The following is a 25,903-nucleotide window of genomic DNA, read 5'->3' as shown; positions in this document are numbered from 1 at the left end:
AGTATCACAGCCGGAGGAAAATGGAAAGGTTTCAGGCCTGATCATGTCGGCTTAATGGTTCGATTCCGAGCATCTCCCGGTAATAGCCGTCGTGGGTCGGACTGAAAAGCACCTGTCGTATCGTGCGGTCGACACGTTTGCGCGCTACATAGAGCTGATAAAGGTATCCGGACATACGCATATCGCCGATGACGAGATAGCCGTTGATCATCCCGTCTGTCAGGTAGACCCTGCGCCAGATGTCCCCCCTCGTCCATGTGACCGCTTCTCCATTGAAGCTCCCGGCCGAAACGATGGGAAACTCGATATGCTTCCTCAATATATTAGTGTTGATGGAACCGAGGTAACAGCCTTCGCCGTGGACCAGGTGCCGGGCGGCGGTACGCGCCTGGAGCATGGCGTTCGGGTAGGTGGCGTAGATTCCGGTGGCACCGCTGACGGCATGGGTAGTGACCGCTACATCACCGGCGGCATATATGGACGGGTCAGCCATCATTTGAGCGTTGCCTGCAATTCCCTTGTCGTTGCCGCTCAACGGCTCCGAGTTAGGCGACACACCTATGGCCAGGATCAGGAGAGAGGTCTCCATGCTCTCGCCAGTGGATAAGGTTACCGCTTTGAGTGCTCCGTTGCAGGAGACGATGCCTTCCACCATCGTTTTCAGCCGGATGTCGATCCCTGTTTTCTCACGGAGCCTGGCTGTAGCAAACAGCCCCCCCTCCTCGTCGGTCATCTGAGACAGGACCCGCGTGTTGCGATGCACGAGCACAACCCTGAGGCCGCGGTGCCGGAGCGCCAGGGCAGCATCGACGCCGATGAAGCCGCCGCCGAACACCACTACCTCCGTGACGCTGTTCTCGCGAATGTAGTGGTCAATGGCAACCATGTCGCTCAGCGTCTTGAACCCAAAGACGCCATGTGTATCGAGCCATTCAGGACGAGGATACCAGCTCCTTGCACCGGTAGCGAAGAAGAGCCTGTCATAAGTCTCACAATGCCCGCCAGCGCTCCTTACCAGATGGCGCTCCGGATCGACCTCCACCACAGGGTCGCCGAGCCGCGCTGTCACCCGGTAGCGTTCGTAAAAGTCGCTCCCCTTCCAGTAGACCGTCTCCATGGGCTCCCCGGCCAGGTAAAAAGGGATCACGCATGGAGAATACGGGGGAAAATCTTCATCCCCCATCATGGTTATTTCGCCCGAAAAGCCCTCAAACCTCAGACGTTGTACGAACTCCGCAGCCGCCATTCCGGTGCCGACCGTAACGACTTTCATCATTCACCTTTCCGTCGCCGCGCGAACTCCTTGCGGCGCAGCTCACGAAACAGCTCCATCAGGGGTTGCAGCATCTCTCCCTCTCCGAGGAGATAGCTGCGCAAACCCTTGACAGCCCTACCCGCACGTACCACAGAGTGCTCACCGAAAATCAGTGCGCCCGAGTGGCAGGCCTCCACGCAGGCCGGATCAGCCCCCCTCTTCACCCGGCTGCTGCAAAGGTCGCATTTATGAGCCACATCTCTTCCGTAGCGGGAGCGATGGGTTTCCTTGAATGCTATGGCATCAAAAGGACAGACCATTGCGCACATCGCGCAAGCTTTGCAATGATCGGGGTTCAGGACAACGGCTCCGGTCTCCGGGTCGCGGCAGAGAGCTCCCGAAGGACAGGCATTGAGACAATCGGCTGGATCGCAATGGCGGCAGGAAAGGGGGAAAGCCTCCTGCTCGACCCCGAGCACCCGAACGTTGATCTCGGTCTTCCTGTCTCCAAGCGCTCCGAAGAAGGAGCGGGACGGGTGGTGCTCGACGGCGCAGGCTGTTTCGCAACCCTTGCAGGCGAGACACTTCTTGTAATCGACCAATATCCGCTTCATCGGCGGTTCTCCGTTTCATGGGGATGGTGGTGGGCCGGGCCACAGCCGCATTCCCCGTGATTGAGCCTCCAGGCCAGAGCGGCAACCCCAGCGGCGTAATCGCTGCCATCCATCTCCATGACCCGCGTCACGTCAGGCTCCAGCTCCTCGAAGCGGGATTCCAGTGGAAGCATGAAGATCGCATCGAACTGCTCTGCCAGCTCACGCCCCGTTTCCCTTTCGAAGCGTGCAAGCTTTTCCTCCCCCCCCTCCTTCACCCGGTTCACAACGAGCGACACCCTCTCGATCCCCGTCTCCCGAGCGAGGGCTGCCGAATGGCAAGCGACAGTGAGGGAGTTGAAGGAAATGTCGGAAACCACGAGGCAGTGGTGAAAGCCCTTTGCCAGCGCCCGGCCGAAATGCTCCACCCCCGCCTGTGTATCGAGAAGAATCGCCTCGTTTCTTCGCAGCGCAAGGTGACGGATCGTCGAATCAAGGAGGACATTCTCGGCACAGAGGCAACCGCCCCCTGCCTGCTTCACGGTTCCCATCACGAGCAGGCTCAGGTTCTCCCGGCATCTCATCCCGTACCGCTCCACCACATCCGCCACGTTCGGGTTCAGCTTGAACATTGCGCCCCAGCCGCTCTTGCCTGGGCGGATGCCGGTCTTCTCCTCGATGTAATCCCCGTTCATGTTGAGTGGCACTATCTTGGAGCCTTTTTCAACACCGAGACCCAGGGCAAAAGGGAGGTTCATCTGAGGGTCCTCGTCGACGGCGAGGACGTTGATGCCGTCGCGAGCCAGTGCGGTGCCGAGGCATGCGGTAAGAGTTGTTTTTCCTACCCCCCCCTTTCCTGTTATGACTAATCTGAAGCCTTTGTTAGGTTTGCACATCTTGCTTCGCTCCTTTTTAAGCTAGAGGCCGAGAGCCGCTCGCCGCTCCATAATGATGGTCTCCATCGTGTCGGCGGTGGCAACCGGGTCTTCCTCAACGAAGAAATACCCGCCAAATATCTCCTTGGCATCCTGTGTGAGTATTCGGGTGACCTGCGGACCGCCGAGGATTGGCGGAAGCGGCCAGAGGTGAACGGGGATGCCGCTTCCGACGAAATAGGTACCTATGGCGACAGCCTTCTCCGTTGTCCATTCCGGTGCCGATCCGACCAGCGGCAGCTGTGAGATGTCGAGATCGAGCTGATCGGCAATTGCCCCGGCCAAAAGGAGCATTCGGGAGCAATCGACGCACGACCCCATGTGGAGGACAGGGGGGATGCCCAGTTGTTCGCACAGAGCTCGAAGGCCAGGTCCAGCCATCTTCCCCGCGGACGGGTCCATCAGACCAGCCTTTGCGGCGGCGATCCCCCAGCAGCCGGTGCCGATGACGAGGATGTCGCGCTCTATCAGCTCCGAGGTAAGCGCACGATGAAAAGAGTCCTGCCGCACCTTTACATTATTGCAACCCACAACCCCCGCAATACCCTTTATGGTTCCTTTCAGGATCAGGTCGATCAGGGGCTGGAGTGAGCCGCCTAGTGCGGCGAGCACACCCTCTACCGTAAAGCCGACTAGTGCCGTCGAGGAATGCTGTGGAATGTGGACCCGAGCCCTATTGCGGCGAGGGAAGGCCGCGATGGCCTCCTGCACTATTGTCGTTGCTATGGAATCGGCCTCCTGCTCGTTGAACTGGATGTGTCGAGCCCCGGGTATCTTCGCCTGCTCACTTGTGGTGATGAGATTTGTGTGGAAGCATGTCGCCAGGTCGGCAAGGGCGGGATAAATACATTGGACGTCCACCACCATGGCGTCCACCGCGCCCGTCATTATCGCAAGCTCGCTATGCCCCTCGTTCCCCGCCATTCCCACTCCCTGGCGCAGAAGCACCTCGTTCCCCGTGCAGCAGAGGCCCACTACGTTAACCCGCTGGGCCCCGACCGCCTCGGCCGCCTGCAACATATCGGGAGCCAGCGCCATCTCCACTATTTTCGCCGACAGAATCGGCTCGTGACCGTGCACCACCACGTTGACGCTCTCCTCCTCCAGCACGCCGAGGTTAGCCTTTACCGCCTTCACCGATGGGGTACCTAGCAGAATATCCTGGACAGAGGTCGCAATGAGCGATCCCCCCCAGCCGTCGGAAAGGGAGCAACGGACTGTCTGGGCGATAAGCGAAAGTGGATCGGCGTCACAGCCGAAGTGGGTGCGGTGGAGTATATCGACGGCCTCACGGTCGATACCGCGAGGGAGCAACCCGGTTACCGCACCGGTAGTCTCCCTTAGCGTTTTCTCCAGGTTCTTCAGATGCTGCAGGCGCTTGCGGGGCATGAACTTCTCAAGGAAGAGAATCGGTTCCTCGTCCTGCTTCCCGAAGCAATTGATGGCGGCGTCGGCCACGTCTCCGGCGATTTCGGAGTATCCGCGCCCGGATGTCTGGATTCCGAGTTTTCGCGCCACGGCCAGGAGCTTTTCCGAATCGGTGATGCGATAATCGGTATTCACCCCCGTCGCCACTGCCTTCAGAAGAAGCGCGGCTTTGCGGCCATGGTCCGAATGTGACGAGGAACCCACCGCCGCCATCCTTGCAAGATTCCGGGAAACAATGGTGTCTGCTGTGGCGCCGCACACTCCCTGTGTCGGCCCCTCGCCGAAAGGATCAATCCGGCAGGGGCCCATAACGCAGATGCGGCAGCAGGTACCAAGTTGTCCGTAGCCGCACTGGGGCTGCTGCTTCTCAAAGCGGCTCCATATCGTTTCGTACCCTTTCCGGTCGGCTATCTCCAGCATTTCAACCGCAGCCGGATCAGCACTTCTATAATCATTTTTACCGCATCCGTCGCACATTTACGGCCTCCTCAAGATGGTGCTTTTCTGAGGTGATCGTATATGTTTGAAGCTGTCAGGGTAAGAGCTGTCTTGTGAACTGCGGATGGGGCTTGTAAATGGCAGGAATAGAGGAATGAAGGAAGCTGGGTTATTACTTCAGGCCGAGCTCCACGAGGAAGTGCTGCAGCTTCTCCCGGCTGATTGGAAGCCGTACGTCATTCTCCCGGATGCTAACTGAGCATTCCGACGTCTCACGCCGCACCTTTCTGATCTTGGGGATGCTTACGACGTAGCTGCGATGTATGCGGTAAAACTGTTCGGGAGGCAAGCGCTTTGTGATCTCCCCCAGAGAGAAGTCACAGTGATACTCGCCGTTTTCAGTGTATACCCGGGAATAGATGTTGTCGGCTTTCAGGTATACGATCTCCTCGGGGCTGAGGAGGTTTATTTCTCCTCCGGCAGTAACCGGAATTCTCGTAAGTCTGCGCTCTGCAGAAATGAATGGCGTTATATCGTAGAAGAGCGCGCAGAGCCGGTTTTCGGCTTCGTTTCGATCTACTAGAGGAGTTATCTTGATCAGCAGGTAACGATCCTGTCCGTCCTGGTTGATTATCTTGAGGGAAAGGGGAATCTGACGCTGGGCTTCTTCAGCAAGGCGAAGCTTTCCTGCAACTTTCGCACGGCTCTCCTCTCGGTGAAACCCGAGAATGTCGCTTTCGAAGAGACGCTCACGGGGAATCGCGCTGAACATCAGCATGAACATCCGGTTGATGTGGGAAATGGAATAGTCGGCATCGAGCAGGACAACTCCAGGCTCGACCCGCTCAATCATGTTGACGAGTTCACTTCCTGTCACGGTACCTCCAGTGGCCGCATGCACCTCGCCCCCTTACGCCCCGCTACGATGTGCACGGGAAATGAAGTCGAGATCAGGACGGTAGGCTTCGCTCCTGACCTCGAAAAGGCCGAGCAGGGTGTGGAAGAGATTATCGTGGCTTAGCTGATCCGCCTGGTGCTGCTTCAACAGCGCTGGCTCTATTTCAGCCTCATGGAAAAAATTTTTTGAAGCCCAAAAAAGCAGGGGTACATGCTTCTGCTGACTGGGGGCAATCATGTACGGGAGTCCGTGCAGATAGATATTGTTTTCGCCGAGCGATTCGCCGTGGTCCGACACGTACAGCATTGCGGTTGGAAATGTTTGTGCGGCGAGGATATCGATCAGCTTCGCCAGCACATGGTCCGTGTACAGGATCGTATTGTCATAGGCATTGATGATGTTTTGACGGTCGCAATCCTGAACGTTGTCGGTACTGCATTCAGGAGTAAAGGCCTCAAACTGTGGAGGTGACCTCTTATAATACGAGGGGCCGTGGCTCCCCTTCTGGTGAAGCACGACGAGCATGTCTCCATCCCCCCGGTTTAACATCGTCTCCAGGTCCTTGAGCAGGATCTCGTCATAGCATTCTCCCGACAAGCAGAGGGGGTCCTCCTTGATGTTTGCGAGATCTTCGAAGGTAATACGCTTGCTCACACCCTTGCTGCCGGAATTGTTATCGCGCCATATCACCCGGACTCCCGTCCGTTGCAACACGTCCAGGATGTTCTCATACCGTTCGGCTTCGCTGCGGCTGAAATTCTCCCTTCCCAGATGTGAGAACATGCAGGGCAATGATACGGCGGTCTCCGTTCCGCAGGATTGCACCTGGGTGAAGTTGAAGACCCCCTTTCCGCTCGTTTCAGGGTTGGTGTTCCGGCCATAGCCATTCAACGAGAACTCCTCTGCCCGTGCCGTTTCGCCGACTACCAGAACCACGACCCTGCGAAGGCCATGAACCGTTCGTAGTGCATCCGGCGCCACGATCCGTACAGGCTGGCTCTCCTGAGTCCCAAACTTCTTCTTCATTACCTTGGTCAACGAATAAATCGGATAAGTCGGGTTGATGTACATCCGCAGGTGCTTGTTTTCCCGACCAAAAAGTGAAAGTTCTTTGAAATTTGCCAGAATACCCGCACCGAGCAGGAGGCAGCTGACGACGATCACTCCTCCCCGCAAGAGGATTTCGCGCCGCCAGGGATGATAAATGACGCGCGTTCTAATAACAAGCACGACGGGCACAAGTCCCATCAAGACCGTGTGCTTTAGCAACGACCAGGTCAGTAGTTCCGATGCCTCACGGGTATCGGTTTCCAGGATATTCTGGATCATCTGCTTGTCGATGATCACGCCGTAACTGCTCATGAAGTAACTTACTACAGCCGCCGTGAGCAGCACGATGATCATGAGTGGCTTATGGAAAGGCTTGAATGAGACTACCGACAGGAAAAGGTTGAACACCAAAATGAGGGAGATGCCGAGTATGAAAATAAACATCCAGTGGCCGTAGGAAGCAGGCTTGAGTTTCGCTGTCAAAGCTTGCCAGAAGGCAGTATTAGCACATAGAACGAGAAAAAGCGCAGCGGTCAAATTGGCTGCCGTGGCGCTGAGGCGGGGGCGGGGCAGAAACCTGTCGAAGGTTTTAAGCATTGGCAACCCTTCCTGTTGAAGGCCGCTACGCGGCCGATCTTTTCCTTGCTCGCCGAGCTAGCGCCTTATATTCCGGCCACAGCCGTGAGTGTCAGCGGGCATGCTCCTCACGATGTTCTTCACAATGGCACTTAGTAAGAGTTTGAAGGCGTACGGGAGAAGGGGAAGACGGACATGCTACCATACCACTATTGTCGGCTCTGGAGCACTTTTTTCGATGGGCGGGGCTAATTGCTTTTTTATTGCCGGAGCGCGTTATGACACCCCGAGCAGTACTTCTGCTCATGGCAGTCTCGGCAGCGAAGTTCGCCCCGTCGCTTCACGGCGCCCCCATGTGTTTCCAGCCATGGACGGTATGGACCTGCCCCATGATGGATACCGGCAGTAAGCGTAACAACGGTTTCGGGACGCAACGTGGTACCCGCTGCAGGTTCCTGGCCAGCTATCAGGTGACTCCACTCGGATGGGCGAAATGGCCGTACGACCTCGGGAAGAACCAGATCCCGCTTCGCTCCCCTCGGGAGGGGCAACGCCTGCCTATCACGCCTTACTACCACTTTCAGCCCCGAATTGGTCAGCCTTCGGCCCGTTTTGTCCAGATCGGCATTTATCACATCCGGCATCACCGACATCTGCCCAGACACTTGCGATTGTACCGATGCCGGAGCATTACTGTCGCTCCCGGCACTCACAATCTCCGGTACGAACTGACTGCACAGGAGAGAAATCAGCAGAATCAGGATTACCGGACGCAGTGCCTTGTAAAGGAAATGTTTTGAAAAGTTCATGTCCACCTTGAGGGTTTAGCGTAGAGGTCGCCACTGCATGAAAAAAGCCCCGGAATTTCTTCCGAGGCTTTTTAATGTTTGGCGTCCCCTGGGGGATTTGAACCCCCGTCGCCGCCGTGAAAGGGCGGTGTCCTGGGCCGGGCTAGACGAAGGGGACATGGTGAGCCGCGTTGGGGTCGAACCAACGACCACCTGATTAAAAGTCAGGTGCTCTACCGACTGAGCTAGCGGCTCGAAGTGACAAGTAAACTCTTATACTAGGGTTGAACTTCACCGTCAAGCTTTTTTTCCATTTTTTTACAATTCATGCAAAAGGGTTCTTCAGCATTATCGTTGCATCCCTGCTAGGTCCAACCGAGACCAGCACCATCGGACAACCAACGAGTTCCTCGAGCCTCTTCACGTAATTCCGTGCATTGAGGGGCAGCTCATCGAATGTTCTTACGTTGGTTATGTCGCTCTTCCAGCCGGGCATCTCTTCATACACAGGCGTGCATTGCTCGAATACGGCCAGGTTTGCGGGAAGCTCGTCCACTTTCTTCCCATTGTAGATATACCCGGTGCATATCTTGATGGTATCGAAGCCATCCAGGACATCCAGCTTGGTCAACGCGATTCCGGTAAGGCCGTTCACCCGGACCGCGTACCTTACCACCATCGCGTCGAACCAGCCACACCGGCGTGGTCTGCCGGTAGTAGCACCAAACTCGCTCCCGGTTTTTCTGAGTTCTTCGCCATCGGCATCCAGAAGTTCCGTCGGAAACGGTCCACTCCCGACGCGGGTAACATATGCTTTGGAGATGCCGATGATCTCGTCGATGTTGCGGGGACTCACGCCGGTACCGGTGCATGCCCCGCCGGAGCAGGTGGATGACGAGGTCACGTAGGGATAGGTTCCATGGTCGACATCGAGCAGCGTCCCTTGGGCGCCTTCGAAGAGGAGACGTTTGCCTGCTGCTACATCACGGTGAAGGACGAGGGTCGTGTCGGCGGCATATGTCCTGAGCACGTCCGCATACCCGCAGTACTGCTCGAAGATCTCCTCGAAGGTAAAGAGTTTGTCGCCCAGTAGTTTCTCCAGAAGGAAATTCTTCTCTTCCAGAAACTCGCGCAGCTTCGCCGCAAACACCTCCCGGTCGAGAAGGTCCATGAGACGTATGCCGCGCCGGCCGATCTTGTCCTCGTATGCGGGACCGATACCACGGCCGGTGGTGCCTATCTTCTTGTCCCCGCTCTTGGACTCACGGGCGATGTCGATCCGCTTGTGATACGGCATGATGATGTGGAGCGACTCGCTCAGCAACAGGCAGCTGTCGTCGGAGATACGCCCGGTTCGCTTCAGGTTTGTAATCTCCCTGATGAAGACCTCGGGATCGAGCACTACACCATTGCCGATGATGCAGCGCTTGCCCTGGTGGAGAATACCGGAAGGGATAAGGTGAAGGACCACCTTTTCGTCACCTACCACGAGGGTATGGCCGGCATTGTTTCCTCCCTGGTACCGCACCACATCGTCGGCAAATTCGGTATAGATGTCTACTACCTTACCCTTGCCTTCGTCACCCCACTGTGCTCCCACCACGACTACGTTAGCCATCTTCTTCTCCTTAATGAGCATCTGTTCCGGGCGAAAACGTCCCGTTAAGAATATCTGCTTTCTTGATTGTCATACTCGTCCGTTCCGCAACCCGGATGACATGTACCTCATCTTCGGAACAGCCTGGATCACCTATGATCATCATATGCCTGATGTTCATGCGCTTTGCATAGGCCAGCGAGTTTTCGAGGTCCCGCCTGATTATGTCGCGGGCAGCTGAAAACCCGTTCCTCCGCAAAGCCTGCGCTATTTCGAGAACCTCCCGCCTGTCATCCTTTACATTGAAAAGCAGGAAATCCCGCTCCGCACTCGCCTCTAAATCGGGACGTCGCTCCAGGGCCGAAAGCAGAGCGAGTATATTGAAGGCAAAACCGGTCGCAGGGGCAGGAAACCCGTAGCGGGCAGTCAGATTGTCGTAGCGGCCCCCGCCGCATACCGGCTCGCCAAGTCCGCCAACAAATCCTTCAAACGTCACCCCGGTGTGGTAGTCGAGACCTCGGATCTCACCCAGATCGAGCGTAACGTAGCTGGACACCCCATGAATATCGAGTATGTCGAGAACCTGGCTTATATTGTCCAGAGCCCTTTTCGACCTGTCGTTGGCCACAACCCTGCCGGCATCCCCGAGAACTTCCCTTCCTCCGAAAAGGCGGGGAAGGGCTGCGATTTCATTTTTTACCGCGTCGGCGACCTCTGCGGCGTCAAGTATAACTCTCACGGCAGAGGCATCTTTTTTGGCGATAGCTTCCCGAAGAGGACGCTGCACCGCGTCACTTAGACCGGACGCAGCCATGATCCCCCGGAAGAACTCAACTTGCCCGATGTCCACCTTGAAGTCCTCAATCCCGAGGCTCTTCAGGACTTCCACAGCCATTGCGATCATTTCCGCATCGGCTTCCGGTGAATCAAGCCCTATCAGCTCCACTCCTGCCTGAAAAATTTCCCGGCTCCGCCCGGCTTGGAGCTCGGCATGGCGCAGCACTCTCCCATAGTAGCAGATCCGGTGCGGAAGCGGATAACCGCGCATCCGCGTAGCCACGATTCTGGCAATCTGGGGGGTAATATCCGGGGGAATGGCAAGGAGCTTTCCCGTCTGCCGATCGTCAAAGCGGAATGCCTTCTCCTTCAGATCATCTCCCATTCCCAACGCCATTACATCGTGAAACTCGAGAAGTGGCGTGATGATCCGCCGGAAACCCCACTGTTGGAAAACTGCGCGGATTCTGCTTTCGATATGGCCGATCTTACCGGCCTTCTCGGGAAGGAAATCAGTTACTCCTTTGGGGAGCGGGGCTTCAGTATTTGATGGTTCGATCAAGGTCAATCCCGGCCAGCCTGGGGCATTGGTGCTTTCAAGAGGGTGTAAGTGCGCGCAAAACGGCTGAAATCCTAGCAATATAGTAGGCACATGTCAACGAATTATCCTAAGGTCAGGCACCCGCTGAACACCGCGCCAGGAGTCGCGCGCGACTTTTTCCGGAGCAGCAACCAGTGGTCAATTCTTCATAAAACAGGGGCGCAGTCAACGCCTGCGCCCCCTTACCCTTTTTCTTACGGACAGCTTTTACTCGACCGTCTTTACGGATACCGCGCTTGCACCTTTTTCCGCGAACCCTTCCTTCTTGACCACCTCCAGTAACACCAGCTGCTTGCGCACCTCGTCATACAAGTAATCTGAAAGGTAATTCTGGCTCACGTTGGTCTGCCATACTTCCTCAAGCGCCACCCCATTCCAGGCAAGCCCATAGACAACATTCTTGGAATAGGAACGGCTGTTACCCAAAACCCAGAATCCCGTATTTTGCGGAACTATTATCTCTCCATCACCTGTTACTGTTATACGTTGCTCGATGAATACCTTTCGTACCGCCGAACCGGTAATGCGGATCCGCTCCTGATCATCACGGCTGAAGTAGGCTTCAGATCCGCCGTACTTGTCGTTGCTGCGCCACAGCTCCTCGCCTGAAGCGTCGAAGACTACCAGAAAGCCGTCAGGATGCAGAACAATAAACCTCAGGTTTCCGTCCCTGTCCTGAAAGCGGTTGAAGTTAAAGATATTCGCGAATTTCGGAAGTTTGATCGGGTCTGCCAGCTCATATCCCGATTCCGCTTTTTTAACAATGTGAACAGGTCCGTAAAAATCTTCCGCCCGCCCCATCTGTTGTGCATACAGCCGACGCGACTTCCATGGACCAACGGCACGGAAGAAATAGGGAAGATTCTCCGCTACCCGCACCAGTCGCCCTTCCTTGTATGCCCAAACCTGAGAGGCCAGTTCATTACCACGGAACACAGTCAGATATGCCTCCTGAGCCCCGTCCCCATCCAGATCTGCCGTATCTACCGAAAGGGCTTTGTCGTCGGAAGCCAAAGCAGCTTCCGCAACTTGTTCCATCTTCCCGTCAGCACGCATTACATGGAGGCTGCGTTCCTTGATGAGAAAGATTTCCCTTCCCCCATCCTTCTCGTGAGCCGGAGCCATCCCCACGTATATTCCCGGCAAGCGCTGCGGAAGGACCCCGCTAATCTGTCTTCCGGCAGTATTTTTCTTAACGACATCGGTTGCAGGTCGCGCCTCGGAAGTCGGAGAAGGCGTAACTGTCGGAATGGCGGGAGCTGACACTTTAGGAGATGATGTACCCGCCAGTCCTTCCTGAAGTTTTTGCGCGATTTTCGTAATCGCACCAAGCAACTCCTCCTGCCGTTCTCCCTGCTCGAAAGCCCGCGCCAGAACAGCCCCGTTACGGTCCCGCACCGTCACGTCTACGCTGAAGACCTTTCCGAGCTGGATGTAGATCCCCTTTACAACGGCATCCGCATCCTTGGCAGCGTCCTGCACCGGGACACCTCCGCCGCTTAACCTTGAAACGAGAAGCGTCTGCAAAGTCGAGGACAGTTCAGCGTCCCCCGCCCCTACCACCTTGAAGGGCTCGACGAAAGCCGTCGGCGCTGCAGCTCCTGCTAAGGAACTCAGCAGGGTCATCAGGAACAACATACTCAAGATCAACCGTTTCATTCTCACCTCTTGCCAGTTACAGGTTTACTCTGCAGGTACAACGTCAAACGACCGAATGAAAAAAGGCGAACCGCAGGTTCGCCTTTTTCTGCTTCTATCTCCCCACAGGCTACGGCCTGAGGAGGTTGTCCAGCATCTTGTCTGCCTCGTTCAGCTTCTCCTCAAGCTGCTTGAGCTCCTGAGGGCTGTAGACTTTCGTACCCTTCTTGATCTCCGCCTGAAGCTTCTTCATCTTCTTCTGGATGGTGTCAACTTCGGTAGCGCAGTTCTTCGAGGCGAGAAGGCACTCGTTTTTCTGGTCCTTCGTCGGCTCGGCGGCAAGTGCCGGTACAGCAGACATCATGAACGCTGCACAAAGCAGCACGGCAAATTTTTTCATCGAAGACCTCCTTATCGTATTGACAGTTTGGGCAGTATACCACGGAGCGGCTGTTTCGCAAGCCGCTCCGTGCATCAGGGATTAAAACGTGTAGCTTAGCTGAACGTTTGCCATGTAGGGGTTGTCGGCGTCGACAGCACCACTACCAGCGAGGATCTCGTTTGCTTTGCCGCCGAGACCGTCTCCAAGGAGGAGGTAGGCGCCAGCAACGCTGACCTGCAGGTTGTCGTAGATGTTGTAACCGACCTGAAGGTTAGCCTCAGTTCCAAGGGACTTCTTCTCGTTGGCGTTACGCGCATGAGCTGCTTCTGCATAACCAAGGTTTGCGTTGTAGAACATTTTGTCTACTTTGCCTTCGTAACCGACAAATGCACCCCACATACCACGGTCCCCAACGGTCATGTCGTTGCCGAGAACAGAAGTAGAGCTGTTGATAGCCTGGCCGCTACGGATAAGGAGCCACATGTTGGCGGGGTTGAAGTAGGTAGTGTTGTTGGAGATGGTCTGGAAGTCACCCCTGTCACCAGTGCCTGCACCAGTGGTACCGTCACCGGACAGGTAGAATCCGGCAAAGTTGACGGCACCCGGACCCACCTTGACTTTGCCGGTGGTGCCGAACATGTATGCCTTGAGATCCTGCGTAGCGTTGAACTCACCAGTCTGGTATGCAGCGAATACGTCCACTGCTGCCGGACCGAGTTTCATGGATGCATTGGCGCCGAACATGTGGAGAAGCTCGAATGCAGTAAGGCCGCTATCATTCTGCACGTTGTAGTAATTAGCACCGAGGATAAGGTCTTTGCTTACTGCAAATTTCCCATCGAGAACGATGAGATCGGCAGTATCCCGCCCCGGATCAGCAGTGCCAGCTACGGTATTGTCGTCGAATCTGTACCAGGCGACAGAAGCGGTTATCGGGTCGAATTTCTTTGTTACCGCAACACCGGTCATATCGGCAAGGAGGAAGAGACTCTTGTAGGAATCGTTCCAGGGCTGAATACCGACCTTGAAGTTGGTGTCGAAGGTGTTAAAGTCGAGATAGACGTTTTTGGTCTCAAGGGTGAGCTGATCGGCATCCAGGTTGCCGGCGTCATCATTTGCTCCAAGATAGCCGTTACCCGGAGCGGTAGCTACCTTGCCGCCAAACCTTGAATCGAGTTCGAAATGCGTCACCAGTTTCAAGTTGTCGTTGGCCTTGGCAATATACTGGAGCCGTGCCCGCTGCTCAGCGAAGAAACCTGAGTGGGCGTCTCGTGACAGGTTTGCCTGAAGGCCGTTAAAAACGTTTGTCTGATACCCGAAGAAACGGTACATCCCATGAAACTCATTCTCAAGCGCCATAGCCGGAACAGCGGCTCCCGCGGTCAGCGCCGTGCAAGCTGCAGCTACGACAAGCTTCTTTTTCATACTCATTTTTGCCTCCTTCATTGTTGATAAAAACGCATCAGTGTTTCAGTCCATAGCAAGAATTTAGTTTTCGCCTAACCACCACCTTTCCTGTGAGATTTGACTGCATGTCCCCCCTCCAAAACAAAAGCCCTGTTTACCGGACACGTGTCACGGTGAAAACAGGGCTGCGGAATGCGGTGCTTCTCCTGAAGCAACCAAAAGGTGAATTCGTATTTCTCGAGGAAACGATCATTGCCACCTGCGGTTCTTGATTTGCTCTGACTTGAGTAGAACAGCTACTGCCGGTCTCTTCTTGTTTTACGGATACTTGTGTGTTTCTACCTTCTCTTTCCCAATAACATTGTTCTAAAAAATTTCGATCACTATATGATTTTCCAAACAAAAGTCAAGAAAAAACTTCTCATTTGAAAACCGACTTCCGTATACAGAAAGGCCCCACGCTGCTTGCATGGGGCCTGAGCTCCGTTTATCGCATTACTGCTCAATGTCCCGGCTGGCAGAGTTCCGTCAGTACACCGCCGCTGCTTTTAGGGTGGACGAATGCGATCCTGGCGCCATGGGCGCCCTTCCTGGGGGTACGGTCGATCATTCGAGCCCCTTCCTGCTCCAGAGAGGCAATGGCGGCTTCGATGTCGGCAACTTCGTAAGCCACATGATGGATACCGGGACCATTCTTCTCAAGAAACTTGGCAACCGGACTCTCGGGTGACGTCGGTTCCAGCAGTTCGATCTTCGACTCGCCAACCCTGAGAAAAGCCACCTTTACCTTCTGCTCCGCTACCTCCTCGGTTCCCTGAAACTCCATCCCGAGGTTGTCGCGGTAAAAGGGAATGGCCTCGTCCAAGGAGTTAACGGCAATGCCGAGATGGTTTATTTTTTCGAGCATTCATCGCTCCTTTCCTGGTTGCAGCCCTAGAGAACTACGGTCTCCCGGTGCTTGCCGAATACATCCCTGAACACGTCCGCAATCTCGCCCAGCGTCGCATACGCCTTCACTGCATCAAGTATGAAAGGCATTACATTCTCGGTTCCCCGGGCAGCTCCCGCCAGCGCCTTGAGAGCCGTGTCCACCTTGGCATCGTCCCGCTTCTGCCTCATCTCCCCGAGAGCCTTCTTCTGGGCGATTTCCACCTCTCCCTTGATCTTGAGAAGGTCTGCAGGGGGAGGCTCTTCAATTGTGAATTTGTTCACTCCGACGATCACCATATCGTTGGTCTCTATGGCACGCTGATAAGCATAAGCCGAGTCCTGTATCTCCTTCTGCTGGAACCCGCGAGAGATTGCTTCAACGGCCCCACCGAGCTGGTCGATCTTTTCAATGTATTCGAAAGCAGCTTTTTCGATCTGGTCGGTGAGGGACTCGACAAGGAAGCTTCCGGCAAGCGGATCAATGGAGTCCGCAGCCCCCGATTCGTAGGCAATAACCTGTTGGGTGCGCAGTGCTATGCGGACGGAATCCTCCGTGGGCAGGGCAAGTGCCTCATCGCGCGAGTTGGTGTGAAGCGACTGTGTTCCGCCAAGCACCGCAGCCAGTGCCTGTATGGTAACCCTCATGATGTTGTTGTCGGGCTGCTGCGCAGTCAGGGTGCATCCTGCTGTCTGGGTGTGGAAGCGAAGCATCATCGACTTCGGGTCTTTAGCCTTGAAACGGTCCTTCATGATCTTTGACCACATGCGGCGTGCAGCCCGGAACTTCGCAACCTCCTCAAGAAGGTTATTGTGCGCGTTGAAGAAGAACGCAAGTCTGGGTGCGAACTCGTCAACGTCAAGTCCGGCTTTTATGGCTGCGTCGACATAGGCTATACCGTCAGCCAAAGTGAAGGCTACCTCCTGAACCGCACTGGAGCCTGCTTCCCGGATATGGTAGCCGGAAATGCTTATGGTATTCCACTTGGGCACCTGATCCTTGCAGTATGCGAAGATGTCGGTAATGATCCGCATCGACTCCTTGGGAGGGTAGATGTAAGTACCGCGCGCCATGTACTCCTTGAGGATGTCGTTTTGAATGGTCCCCTGAAGTTTGTCGGCTGTTACCCCTTGTTTTTCAGCCACGGCGATGTACATGGCAAGGAGGATTGAGGCGGTTGAGTTGATCGTCATGGAAGTGGAGACCTTGTCGAGAGGTATCCCGTCAAAGAGGACTTCCATGTCGGCTAGGGAATCGATGGCGACTCCGACCTTCCCTACTTCACCCTGGCTCATGGCATGGTCGGAATCGTACCCCATCTGGGTCGGAAGGTCGAAGGCGACGGAAAGCCCAGTCTGGCCCGCTGAGAGGAGATACTTGTAGCGCTCATTGGATTCTCTCGCCGTTCCGAAGCCCGCATACTGGCGCATAGTCCAGAACCTACCCCGGTACATTGTCGGCTGTACCCCCCGCGTAAACGGGTACTGCCCCGGGAACCCGAGATTATCCTCATACTGGGGGTACTCAAAGTCTGGAGTGAAGCATCTCTCCATTTCGATCCCCGATGTGGTCGTAAAAGAAGGTTTCCGCTCCGGCGCCTTGGCAATGTTTTTTGCCACTACCGATTCCTGCCACGACTTCTTCTTCTCTTTGAGGCTCATCATAGGCTCCTTGTCCCGTTAAATTAGGGGTTTAACTAGCAGAAACGAGGCTTTGCACCTTGAATCACGTTAAGTTTTATTCAAGGTAAAGCCGCATTCGCCGAACTAAAAAAAACATGCTGATTCTGAATGACGGTGTATTGATCAAAACGGAATAGCGAATAAACTGCCGAATTTTCATACTTCCGGATGTTTCCGGTTGCAAACGATACCAATGCCCTATACTTAAAGCAGGAAGAGTGTTGAAGGGCCGAAAGGAGACACACCATGCAATGTCCCGTATGTAAGAACCACGAGCAGGTCGACCTCGATCTCCACGCAGAAGGCTTCACGGAAGACATCGTCGAATGCAGCATCTGCGGCACGACTTGGTCCGTGAACCACGGGGTGATCGAAATCATCAAGGACAGCCAGGAAAAATCGTTCCTGGAGGCAACGTCTGAATGCGTGGAAGGTGACGACTACAACTACACCGGCCGCTGACCCCAAAACAATCCCCGTCGCAGCAGGGGACTTTCCTTCGACGTGAGGGGGCCGGCAGTGCCGGCCCCCGTCACGTCCCATCTCATTGTCCTTGCAGCAGAAGGCTAGAGAACGGCCTTCAGGTATTCAGAAGTACGATCCCGCCGCTCCTTCTCGATCACCGCCGGATCGATCTCCACGAACTGCTCGTCTGGCGTGATCTTGAAAAGAGGCTGCCCTTTCTGCACTATTGTTCCGTCCCCACCCTGAATGATAATCTTGTCGATGGTCCCGGCAAAGGTTGCACGGACGGTGTTGAACATCTTCATGACCTCTATGATGTAGAGGGGCTGCCCCTTTTCAAAGTGCATCCCTTCGTGTACGAAGGAGGGCATTCCGGGAGCTTCCTGCCCGTAGTACATGCCGCCGCACATGGCTACGATTTCATCGGCCTTGTTTACCGGTGGCGGCACAAGAACCTTCTTCATCCGCGCCTGGAGTTCGGCATCGTGCAGGAAAGCCGGGATCGTCACCTCAAGGTCGTCTTCCACCTTCAGCTCCCAGAACCTGACCTTCTCTGCGATGATGAAGAGCATGCCGAGAAGTTCAAGCCCCGCCTCGAACCCGAGATGGGAGGACTGAATCTCTTTCCATTCTTCGGCTGAGAAACCTCCCTGCGGCTTCTCTTTGGCGAGGATTGCAGACAGCTTGTCGAACTCGTGGAGCCCCAGCTTGAAGCGCTCGGAAAGTGTCCTGTAGAAACGGAGTCCCGTCTGAAGGAGTTGATCGTCATGCTGCCAGATCACCTCGGCTGCGGGCGCGGCCGGATCGTACCCCATATTCAGATAGTTGTACGTGTCGGCAAGGATCACGAAGGGATTGTCGTGCCAAACCACCTTACCATTCTCCAGGGTGAAATTATTCCTGTTGAGGGAGAGCCAACCAGAAAGGAGGTGCGGGTCTTCCAGCAGTTTGTCCATGGGCCGGGTAACTAGAAGCCCCTTCCGGTCCAGGATCTTCGAGTAATTCTTGGAAACCGAGGGATCATCAGGGAACTCCTCGGCAGCCTTTTTGGCATATGCCTTCTTCGCCTGAAGAAATGCGTAGACCGTGTCCAGCTTGTTGGCTTCCTCCTTGAGGAGACCGACCAGGGTCAGGTAAGGGACGACAAACCGGGTCGTCGGTTTGGCGAGCACATTCTGGCCGATGAACCAGTTTGTCAGTCCATACTGGAACTGCAGGTTAGTCGCGACGTTGGTTCCACGGATGCTCATGGACCCGAGGACCTTCGACATCTGGTTGTACGAAGCCTCGCGGTCGTCACCTTTAGTGAGGATCAGCGCGATGTTGGAGTCGTATGCTCCAGCCACATGGTACCGCATGAACTGGCCGGTGTCGGGATTTACGATGCAGATCCCCTGGTCGTCCCTGATCTCTCCTTCGATCGGCTTCGACCAGTAGCGGATGTAGCCGCCGGCGTGGGGTGAGAGGGATGCGTCGGTGGCATTGAGGCGTGCTTCCACCGATGCACCGAAGCGCGGTATCCGCTCCGGCTTGGGGAGCCGCTTCTTGTGGCGGGCCAGAAGGGCCATCGCCTCGACGAGCGACTCTACGATGAAGAAGTCCTTCTTGTCTTTCGGGTTGGTGAACTTGAGCGAGTAGCAGAGTTCGGAGACCCGGTGTTCCACCTGAATCCGGGTGTTGACCTCCATGAAGTAGTAACGGTCGCGGTCAACTATGCACTCGAAGGTGGATGCGGAGTCGAGACCAACGGCCTGGCCGAAGCGGGATGCATCCTCCTCCATTCGGGTGAGAACCTTGAGATCGCTCTCAAGGGCAGCCACCTCAGCTTTCCTGCCGGCCTTCTTTGCGCTGGCTATGGCGTCCTTCAGCCCCTCCTGCGTAACGGAGACTTCCAGCAGCTTCTGCTCGTGCATCTGCAGCGAACAGTCTCGCCCCCCGAGGGTAACGCACCAGTCGCCGTTGCCGAGCATCTGGATCTCGTTGTGGCGGGTCTGCTCGATGTTCAGCTCGATCAGGACGTTCTTGTTATCCCCGATCCCGGTCGCCTTCACTTCGTTGAGAACCTCGCGAACCATGGCCGGCGCCTCGGCTGCAGCGTCCTTCACCTGCTTGTCCGTCGGCTTTTTCGTTGTCAGGAGTGAAGCGCCGAGAATGCGCTGCCCCTTGCCGCCGCCTCCGCCGATCGCCTTTAGCCTGATCCTGCTCCCCGGATACTGGCGGAACATCTCCTCCACCTCAAACTGCACCTGGGCGGACAGCTCTTCTATCGAGTAAAGGTCGAGCCCCTTGTCGTAGGAGGCATAGAGAATCTCGTCAGCAAGATCTTCGAGTGAGAGCTTCTTGTCGTCCAGGATCTTCTTGTCGATGGTCAGCTCCTGTGCCTGGGCAAGCGCCAGGAGCTTCTCGCGGGTTGGGTATTTCTTTACGAGTGTTCGCGCAGTGACGTTGTTTATCCCGGGGGTCACGCTCACCCCGACCTGGAGTGCAGTCCGCTTCGCCTCGTCCTTCTTGCCGGCATCGGCCTGGGTGCGGGAATTTGGGCCGATAAACGTAAGGCCGGCATTCTCGATGGAAGCGACGAATTCCTCGTCCTCGGCCATGAAGCCGTAGCCGGCAAAGATGGAGTCATAGCCGTTGTCTTTGGCGATCTGGATGATCTGGCCGATCCGCTCGACCCTCTCCTCCTTGCTCGCACCGGTGTAATCGGGTACGCGGTGGACACGGCTGTTGTCGGTTAGCTGACGCAGCTCCGGGGCAAGGGCATTGGGGTACGTGATGGAGTCCTTTTCCGAGAGAAGGATGCCGTAGTGGGTCATTCCCATCTCTTCGAAGACGTCCATTGCCTCCTTCCGAATGGGCCCTCGGCAGACGATGAGGGGCTTGAGGTCCTCACAGGCGAAGGAACGCACCCACTCCGAGGAGGAGAGCCCCAGGCGGCGATCCCGGTGGATCAGCGGGTTGTGCATGTAAAGGTCGTTATTCTCTGTCATCGATCTCTATCTCCAATTCATGAAATTAGAAAACTGATTCGATCACTGGAACGGAAGCTGAGTGGTCCCAATCTTCCATCGCAGTGCGCTTAGTGGAACTCCCTCTGGGGTCCAACCATCGGGCCGGGCTTGTAGTGCCGCAGGAGGAAGCCTAGATTTTCTCCCAGCACCTTTCTAAGGTCTGTAGGCATCACGATGGAGGAGATTGAACCAAGGGCGAGACCCTCCTTCGGATTCATCAGCTCCTTCTCGTACCGCTGATTGAGGGCCGCCTCCTGGGCTTTGAGCCAGTCGGCAGCTTCCTTTTCGGCATCTCTTTTAGCTTCGTCACCGTTCATGCCGGCAGCGACCCTTTCCTGGGCTCCCTTTTTCACCATTTCAGGCACGGCACCGCGGATCTTCCGCAGTTCATCCTTGTACACGAACTCTTTTCCTGCAGGACCCATGACGGCAAGGCGGGTGGTGGGAAGCGCAAGGACGAGGTCGGCGCCGGTCGGGTAGTTGTTGTAGGAGGCGTACGCACCGCCGAAAGCGTTTCGCAGGATGAGGAGTATTCGCGGGGTTCTCACATCCACGATTGAATCGAGCATGGAGCGTCCGGCCTGGACGATGCCGCGCGACTCCTGCTCCCGGCCCGGCAGGAACCCGGTGGTGTCCTCCATGAAGATGATGGGAATGTTGTAGATGTTGCAGAAGCGTACGAACCGGGCGATCTTCACTGCAGAGTCGCAGTCGATCTGGCCGGAGGCCACTGCGCTGTTGTTGGCGACGAAGCCGACGACATTTCCACCAAGGCGGCCGAAGGCGGTCACAACCTCGCGTGCCCTTTCCGGCTGCAGCTCGAAATAGTCGCCGTGATCGCATATCTGCTGGATGATGATCGAGACGTCGAAGGGGGTGTTGAACCCGGTTGGAGAGTTGAACGCCTTCTTGAGAAGGGTGTTGATCTCCCAGGTCTTCCGGTCGAGGGGATCGCTCGTCTCCTGGAAGGGGGGAGCGATGGAGTTGTTGTCCGGGATGTAGCTAAGCAGGCGAGCAGCGGTGCGAAGTGCTGCAACTTCGTCCTGAACCGTCAGATCGGCCACGCCTGACTTCCCGTGAACCTTCGGTCCGCCGAGCTCCTCGGGGGTGATGTCCTCGCCGAGGACGCTCTTTACGACGCCCGGGCCGGTGAGGCCGAAGAAGGTATCGTTGGGCTGGATGACGAAGCTCCCCTGGCGCGGGAGGTAGGAGCCTCCGCCGGCATTGAAGCCGAACATGCACATGATGCTCGGGACTACGCCGCTGATCCGGCGAAGCGCTGTAAATGCCTCGGCGTACCCGTCGAGGCCGCCGACCCCTGCAGGAACGAAGGCGCCGGCGCTGTCGTTCATCCCGATAAGGGGTATCCCCTTCTCCCCTGCCATGTAAAAGAGGCGGGCCAGCTTGTTACCGTTGGTGGCGTCGATGGAGCCCGCGCGGACGGTGAAGTCGTGACCGTAAAGCGCGACGTCGCGTCCACCAACATTAATGATGGCTGTGACTAGAGATGCACCATCCAGGTTTTTGCCCCAGTTCTGGTAGAGAACGTTCGGCTCCTTGTCGGTAAGGACGCGTATTCTCTCCCAGACGGTCATACGCTTCTTGAAGTGCTGCTTTTCGATCTGGTCTATGCTCACCGACTTGATGGGGCGCTGGATCAGGTCGAAGCCTTCCTTCATCGCTTCTTCATATCCGCCGGTAGCCCTGGATATTTCTCCGGGGATCGTGAATTCGACCTTCTCGGGTGGATCAAAGGGGTTCTTCAGTGAAGGTTTGATTTCTTTCATAGACATCTCCGTCATCCTTCCGAAATAGGGTTATCAACACCAGTAGTGGGTGAATGGGAAATTCTAGCTACTTGCTTCAAAAACGCGTCTGGAGACAAACAGAACTCCGGGGGAACAGAGCGCCGCCCTGCCCGGAGAGCTCAACCGTGAAAGCGGTTATCGCGTTACGACCGCCAGCACCTGGACTTCAGTGCCGTCCCTGCTTAGGAGACGATGTTTCATGGATGAATCGAAATAGACGCAATCACCCTCTTCGAGGGCTATCCGCTCTTCGTCGAGCAGTAGCTCGGCGACACCCTTCATGATGAAAAGGAACTCCTCCCCATCATGGCTATAGGTGTTTTCTTCCGAAGCCTTTTCCGTCACGGTGAGAAGGAAAGGCTCCATCTTCTTGTTCTGCTTGCGGAACGACAGCGACTCATAGGAATACCCCTGGCTTGTTCCCGAACGGGAGATAACCCGGGGTATCTGCTTCCGCTCTCCCTTGCGCACCACTTCGTAGCGGTGCTCCTCCTCGTCTTCGGTGAAGAACATGCCGATCTTCACATCGAAAAACTTGGCGATCTTGGAAAGGGTAGCGATGGGGGGGGAGACGTTATTATTCTCGATCTGCGATATGAGTGCGGGAGAAAAACCAGTCTCCCGCGCCACGGCCTGCAGCGTCATCTTCTTTGCCAGGCGCAGCTTCTTTATCTTTGCTCCGATATTGTAATCGGTCATTACTCTCCACCGAAGACGGCAAAATAAAACTTATTTTTATTTTGGCTAAAAAATACAGAAATGGGTACCCACTGTCAACCAGAAATTTTTCATGGCGCACCTTCGGCAAAAATTCAAGGAATAGTGAAAATTGTTTAGCTAAATTAAAAGCTTGAGGGAGGGCGACTGTGGTGTAAAACAGCTTGTCGATCTTGACCTGAAACGGGATTACCTGCGAATGGAACGTGCCAGAATCTCTAGCGAATGTAAGACCTTGATCCGGCTACCCCTCTGCTTCAGGCCGTCGGAAAGCTGCATCATGCACCCGGGGCAGCCGGTGGCAACAGCCTGTGCCCCTGTGGCTATGATGGCTTCGCTCTTACCTGCATTGATCTGCATCGAGGTGTCATAATGATAGACATTGAAGGTACCCCCGAGGCCACAACACTTGTCGGCTCCCTGCATCTCGACGAGTGATATGCCGGGGGTGGCGCGCAGCAGTTCGCGAGGCTGACTCGTTATATTTCGGGTACGCAGATGGCACGGGTCGTGGTAAGTAATGGCGCCCTCCCCCCCTGCACCGGTTTCAGCCGGATTGAGGCCGAGCTTGTGAAGCAGTTGGGCGGCGTCCACTGTTTTGGCCGCCAGGGCTTTTGCGCGATCGAGGAGTTCCGGGTGCCTTCTTCCAAGCACCGCCGGATAAAACTTATGGAGGGCACCGCCGCATGTGGCACAGGCAGTAACTACATAGTCCGCCTCGTAGCGCTCCAGGATGGAAAGATTCTGCTCCGCAAGAACCCGCACGGTGTCAAGATCTCCACCCGACATCCCCGGAAGGCCACAGCACTGCTGATCTTTCGGGATGATGACGGTACAGCCGAGATGGCGGAACAGTGCCAGCGCCGCCTCCCCCACCTGGGGGTAACAGAAGTTCGTCATGCAGCCGACGAAGTAGATTACCCTCGGCTTGCCGGTCTGACCCTGAATGACTTCCGGATGACGCTCCAGAAAGGGTTTCTTAGCCAAGGGAGGGACGTGTCGCTTCCCCCCGACGAAGGGAAGCGGAAAGCGGAGCCGCAGTCCCGAGGTCTCGGGAACCTTGTTAAAGAAGAGCGGACCGAGTATGCGAGCTGCCGCTGCACCGAACTTCATCAATGAGCGGTTACGGATCACCCGTCCTACAGCCGAATGGAAGGTCGTCAGCCCCCGCTGCCGGGCGAGTGCTTCCCGTGCGAACATGACGATCTCATCGGTCGGCACGTCATTGGGACACTTCTCTACGCAACTGCCGCAGAGAAGGCATTTGGACATGGCTGAGTATGTAGCGTCATCGAGCTCGATATCCCCTTTCAGGATGTGCTGTGCGATGGCAACCTTGCCCCGGGCCACAGCCGGCTCACGCTGGAAAGCAGCGAAGGCAGGACAATTCGCCCGGCACGCGCCGCACTTCACGCACTTCTTCAGTTCAGCTTCTACTCGTTTCAAAGGATCCACTGCAAAGACCTTTCGCCACAGAGGCACGGAGACGCAGAGAAACTGAACTCATGCGCCTCTGTGTCTCCGTGCCTCCGTGGCAGAATTACCTCACCGGAAACATTTTTCCGGGATTAAGAATATTGTTAGGGTCCAACGCCTTCTTGATGGCTTGCATCGCCGCCACCTGCTCAGGTTTAAGCTCAAGATGTATGTACGGCTGCTTGGCGAGCCCGACACCGTGCTCGCCGGACATGGTGCCGCCGAGATCGAGGGCGGCCTGAAAAATCTCCTCGATCGCCTCGTGGGCCTTCTCCTCCATCCCTTCGATACTCTTGTCGATCATGACGTTCACATGGATGTTACCGTCTCCGGCATGGCCGAAGTTGACAATGGGAATGTCGTACTTCCGGCGGATGCCGTCAATGCGCCGGATGACCTCGGGAACCTTGCTTCTAGGGACGACGATATCCTCGTTGTACTTGTCGGGATTCACGTCACGAAGCGACGGAGAAACCAGGCGGCGGACCCTCCACAGCTGTTCGGATTCGGCGGCGTCCCTGGCCATTTTGCATTCCACCAGACCCAGCGGCTGCACCAGCTCCCGAATTCGCGCGGCCTGCCGCTCGATCAGCTCCTTATCACCATCGACCTCGATAAGCAGGACCGCACGCGCCGTGGCTGGAAGGCCAAGGCTGAAGCGTCGGTCGACGCACTGCAGGGTGGCGTGGTCCATGAACTCCAGCGTCGTGGGAATGATCTTGTTGCCGATTATGGTGGAAACAGCCTTTGCGGCACCATCGATGGAGTCGAAGATGGTGAGCATGGTCTTCTTCCCCTCAGGGAGGGGGAGAAGCTTGAAGATGATCTTCGTGATGACTCCCAGCGTCCCCTCGCTACCGCAAAGGAGGCGGGTCAGGTCGTAACCGACTACACCCTTGTACGTCTCCCCTCCTGTCCGGATGATCTCTCCGGTCGGAAGCACCACTTCCAGCCCCATCACGAAATCGCGGGTGACGCCGTACTTCACGCATCTCGGACCACCTGCGTTTTCGGCAACGTTTCCGCCAAGCGTGGAAAACTTCAATGAGGCCGGATCGGGCGGATAGAATAGACCCAGCTTTTCAACCGCAACCTGAAACTGTTCCGTCACAACTCCCGGCTCCACCTCCGCGATCAGATTCTCCGTGTCGATCCGGAGAATGCGGTTCAACCTTGTCATGACAAGGACTACCCCACCGCCACGGGGGAGAGCTCCCCCCGTAAAGCCGCTCCCTGCACCGCGAGGAAATACGGGAAATCCTGCGGCGTTGGCCAACCTTAGAACGGCCGCCACCTCCTCCGGTGAGCCGGGATGCACCACGGCATCCGGAATGAATTCGAACTGGGTAGCATCATAGCCGTAGCAGATGAGTTCCTGCCGGTCGGTAGCAACGTTTTCAGCGCCGACGATGGATTGAAGGTTCTTAATAATTTTAGAGTCGATCATCTTGCG

20 protein-coding genes and 2 tRNA genes are annotated in these 25,903 nt (G+C 56.0%); 1 reads left to right on the top strand and 21 read right to left on the bottom strand.

Annotated features, from left to right (window positions below; genetic code table 11):
• Window positions 1–31: 31 nt before the first annotated feature.
• The 16 genes from CFB04_RS13815 to CFB04_RS13740 form a co-directional block, all read right to left on the bottom strand.
• A complete protein-coding gene (locus CFB04_RS13815) occupies window positions 32–1,276 on the bottom strand; it encodes an NAD(P)/FAD-dependent oxidoreductase (protein ID WP_231934190.1) in 1,245 nt (414 codons plus the stop codon).
• Window positions 1,273–1,869 (bottom strand): 4Fe-4S dicluster domain-containing protein, encoded by a 597-nt coding sequence (locus CFB04_RS13810; protein WP_088535810.1) that lies wholly within the window; start codon window positions 1,867–1,869, stop codon window positions 1,273–1,275. Before CFB04_RS13810 ends, CFB04_RS13815 begins: the two co-directional genes overlap by 4 nt.
• Entirely contained in the window at window positions 1,866–2,744 is an 879-nt protein-coding gene (locus CFB04_RS13805) for an AAA family ATPase (RefSeq protein ID WP_088535809.1), read from the bottom strand. Before CFB04_RS13805 ends, CFB04_RS13810 begins: the two co-directional genes overlap by 4 nt.
• Window positions 2,745–2,765: 21 nt before the next feature.
• The gene (cooS, locus tag CFB04_RS13800) at window positions 2,766–4,688 is read right to left on the bottom strand and encodes an anaerobic carbon-monoxide dehydrogenase catalytic subunit (RefSeq protein ID WP_088535808.1); all 1,923 of its coding nucleotides are present in this window, start codon (window positions 4,686–4,688) and stop codon (window positions 2,766–2,768) included.
• A 133-nt stretch (window positions 4,689–4,821) separates the two neighbouring features.
• Complete coding sequence (locus tag CFB04_RS13795) at window positions 4,822–5,526, bottom strand: LytTR family transcriptional regulator DNA-binding domain-containing protein (protein WP_231934189.1); 705 nt, start codon at window positions 5,524–5,526, stop codon at window positions 4,822–4,824.
• Window positions 5,527–5,559: 33 nt separating this feature from the next.
• Window positions 5,560–7,194 (bottom strand): phosphoethanolamine transferase, encoded by a 1,635-nt coding sequence (locus CFB04_RS13790; RefSeq protein ID WP_088535807.1) that lies wholly within the window; start codon window positions 7,192–7,194, stop codon window positions 5,560–5,562.
• Window positions 7,195–7,433: 239 nt separating this feature from the next.
• Complete coding sequence (locus CFB04_RS17935; RefSeq protein ID WP_157698798.1) at window positions 7,434–7,982, bottom strand: PASTA domain-containing protein; 549 nt, start codon at window positions 7,980–7,982, stop codon at window positions 7,434–7,436.
• 79 nt (window positions 7,983–8,061) lie between these two features.
• Window positions 8,062–8,139 (bottom strand) — tRNA-Glu (locus CFB04_RS13780).
• A gap of 1 nt (window position 8,140) precedes the next feature.
• Window positions 8,141–8,216, bottom strand: a tRNA-Lys gene (locus tag CFB04_RS13775).
• 70 nt (window positions 8,217–8,286) lie between these two features.
• Window positions 8,287–9,579 (bottom strand): adenylosuccinate synthase, encoded by a 1,293-nt coding sequence (locus CFB04_RS13770; RefSeq protein ID WP_088535805.1) that lies wholly within the window; start codon window positions 9,577–9,579, stop codon window positions 8,287–8,289.
• Window positions 9,580–9,589: 10 nt separating this feature from the next.
• Window positions 9,590–10,903 (bottom strand): ATP phosphoribosyltransferase regulatory subunit, encoded by a 1,314-nt coding sequence (locus tag CFB04_RS13765; protein WP_369833136.1) that lies wholly within the window; start codon window positions 10,901–10,903, stop codon window positions 9,590–9,592.
• Between the two features lie 240 nt (window positions 10,904–11,143).
• Window positions 11,144–12,595, bottom strand: a complete 1,452-nt coding sequence (locus tag CFB04_RS13760; RefSeq protein WP_088535803.1) for a VCBS repeat-containing protein — start codon at window positions 12,593–12,595, stop codon at window positions 11,144–11,146.
• A gap of 109 nt (window positions 12,596–12,704) precedes the next feature.
• Window positions 12,705–12,974 carry a hypothetical protein gene (locus CFB04_RS13755; RefSeq protein WP_088535802.1) on the bottom strand — a complete coding sequence of 90 codons (270 nt, stop codon included), beginning with the start codon at window positions 12,972–12,974 and terminating at the stop codon, window positions 12,705–12,707.
• Between the two features lie 81 nt (window positions 12,975–13,055).
• Window positions 13,056–14,387 carry a porin gene (locus CFB04_RS13750; RefSeq protein ID WP_088535801.1) on the bottom strand — a complete coding sequence of 444 codons (1,332 nt, stop codon included), beginning with the start codon at window positions 14,385–14,387 and terminating at the stop codon, window positions 13,056–13,058.
• A 478-nt stretch (window positions 14,388–14,865) separates the two neighbouring features.
• Window positions 14,866–15,270 (bottom strand): methylmalonyl-CoA epimerase, encoded by a 405-nt coding sequence (gene mce, locus CFB04_RS13745; RefSeq protein WP_088535800.1) that lies wholly within the window; start codon window positions 15,268–15,270, stop codon window positions 14,866–14,868.
• 26 nt (window positions 15,271–15,296) lie between these two features.
• Window positions 15,297–16,952 (bottom strand): methylmalonyl-CoA mutase, encoded by a 1,656-nt coding sequence (locus CFB04_RS13740; RefSeq protein WP_088535799.1) that lies wholly within the window; start codon window positions 16,950–16,952, stop codon window positions 15,297–15,299.
• A gap of 267 nt (window positions 16,953–17,219) precedes the next feature.
• Between CFB04_RS13740 and CFB04_RS13735 the strand changes: the two genes are divergently transcribed.
• Window positions 17,220–17,435 (top strand): hypothetical protein, encoded by a 216-nt coding sequence (locus CFB04_RS13735; protein ID WP_088535798.1) that lies wholly within the window; start codon window positions 17,220–17,222, stop codon window positions 17,433–17,435.
• 104 nt (window positions 17,436–17,539) lie between these two features.
• Here CFB04_RS13735 and CFB04_RS13730 read toward each other — a convergent pair whose 3' ends face one another.
• The 5 genes from CFB04_RS13730 to CFB04_RS13710 all read right to left on the bottom strand — a co-directional run bounded on the left by CFB04_RS13730 (window position 17,540) and on the right by CFB04_RS13710 (window position 25,897).
• Window positions 17,540–20,428, bottom strand: a complete 2,889-nt coding sequence (locus CFB04_RS13730) for a biotin/lipoyl-containing protein (protein ID WP_088535797.1) — start codon at window positions 20,426–20,428, stop codon at window positions 17,540–17,542.
• Window positions 20,429–20,517: 89 nt separating this feature from the next.
• Window positions 20,518–22,242: an acyl-CoA carboxylase subunit beta gene (locus CFB04_RS13725; RefSeq protein WP_088535796.1), complete on the bottom strand. Its 1,725-nt coding sequence runs from the start codon at window positions 22,240–22,242 to the stop codon at window positions 20,518–20,520.
• Window positions 22,243–22,392: 150 nt separating this feature from the next.
• On the bottom strand, window positions 22,393–22,956 hold the full coding sequence (locus CFB04_RS13720) for a helix-turn-helix domain-containing protein (protein ID WP_088535795.1): 564 nt from the start codon (window positions 22,954–22,956) through the stop codon (window positions 22,393–22,395).
• 207 nt (window positions 22,957–23,163) lie between these two features.
• Entirely contained in the window at window positions 23,164–24,429 is a 1,266-nt protein-coding gene (locus CFB04_RS13715; protein ID WP_088535794.1) for a (Fe-S)-binding protein, read from the bottom strand.
• 85 nt (window positions 24,430–24,514) lie between these two features.
• Window positions 24,515–25,897, bottom strand: coding sequence for an FAD-binding oxidoreductase (locus tag CFB04_RS13710; RefSeq protein ID WP_088535793.1), 1,383 nt, complete (start codon window positions 25,895–25,897; stop codon window positions 24,515–24,517).
• Window positions 25,898–25,903: the final 6 nt, after the last annotated feature.

The organism is Geobacter sp. DSM 9736, from assembly GCF_900187405.1.
Classification (GTDB): domain Bacteria; phylum Desulfobacterota; class Desulfuromonadia; order Geobacterales; family Geobacteraceae; genus DSM-9736.
This window is presented reverse-complemented; position numbering and strand designations above follow the sequence as displayed.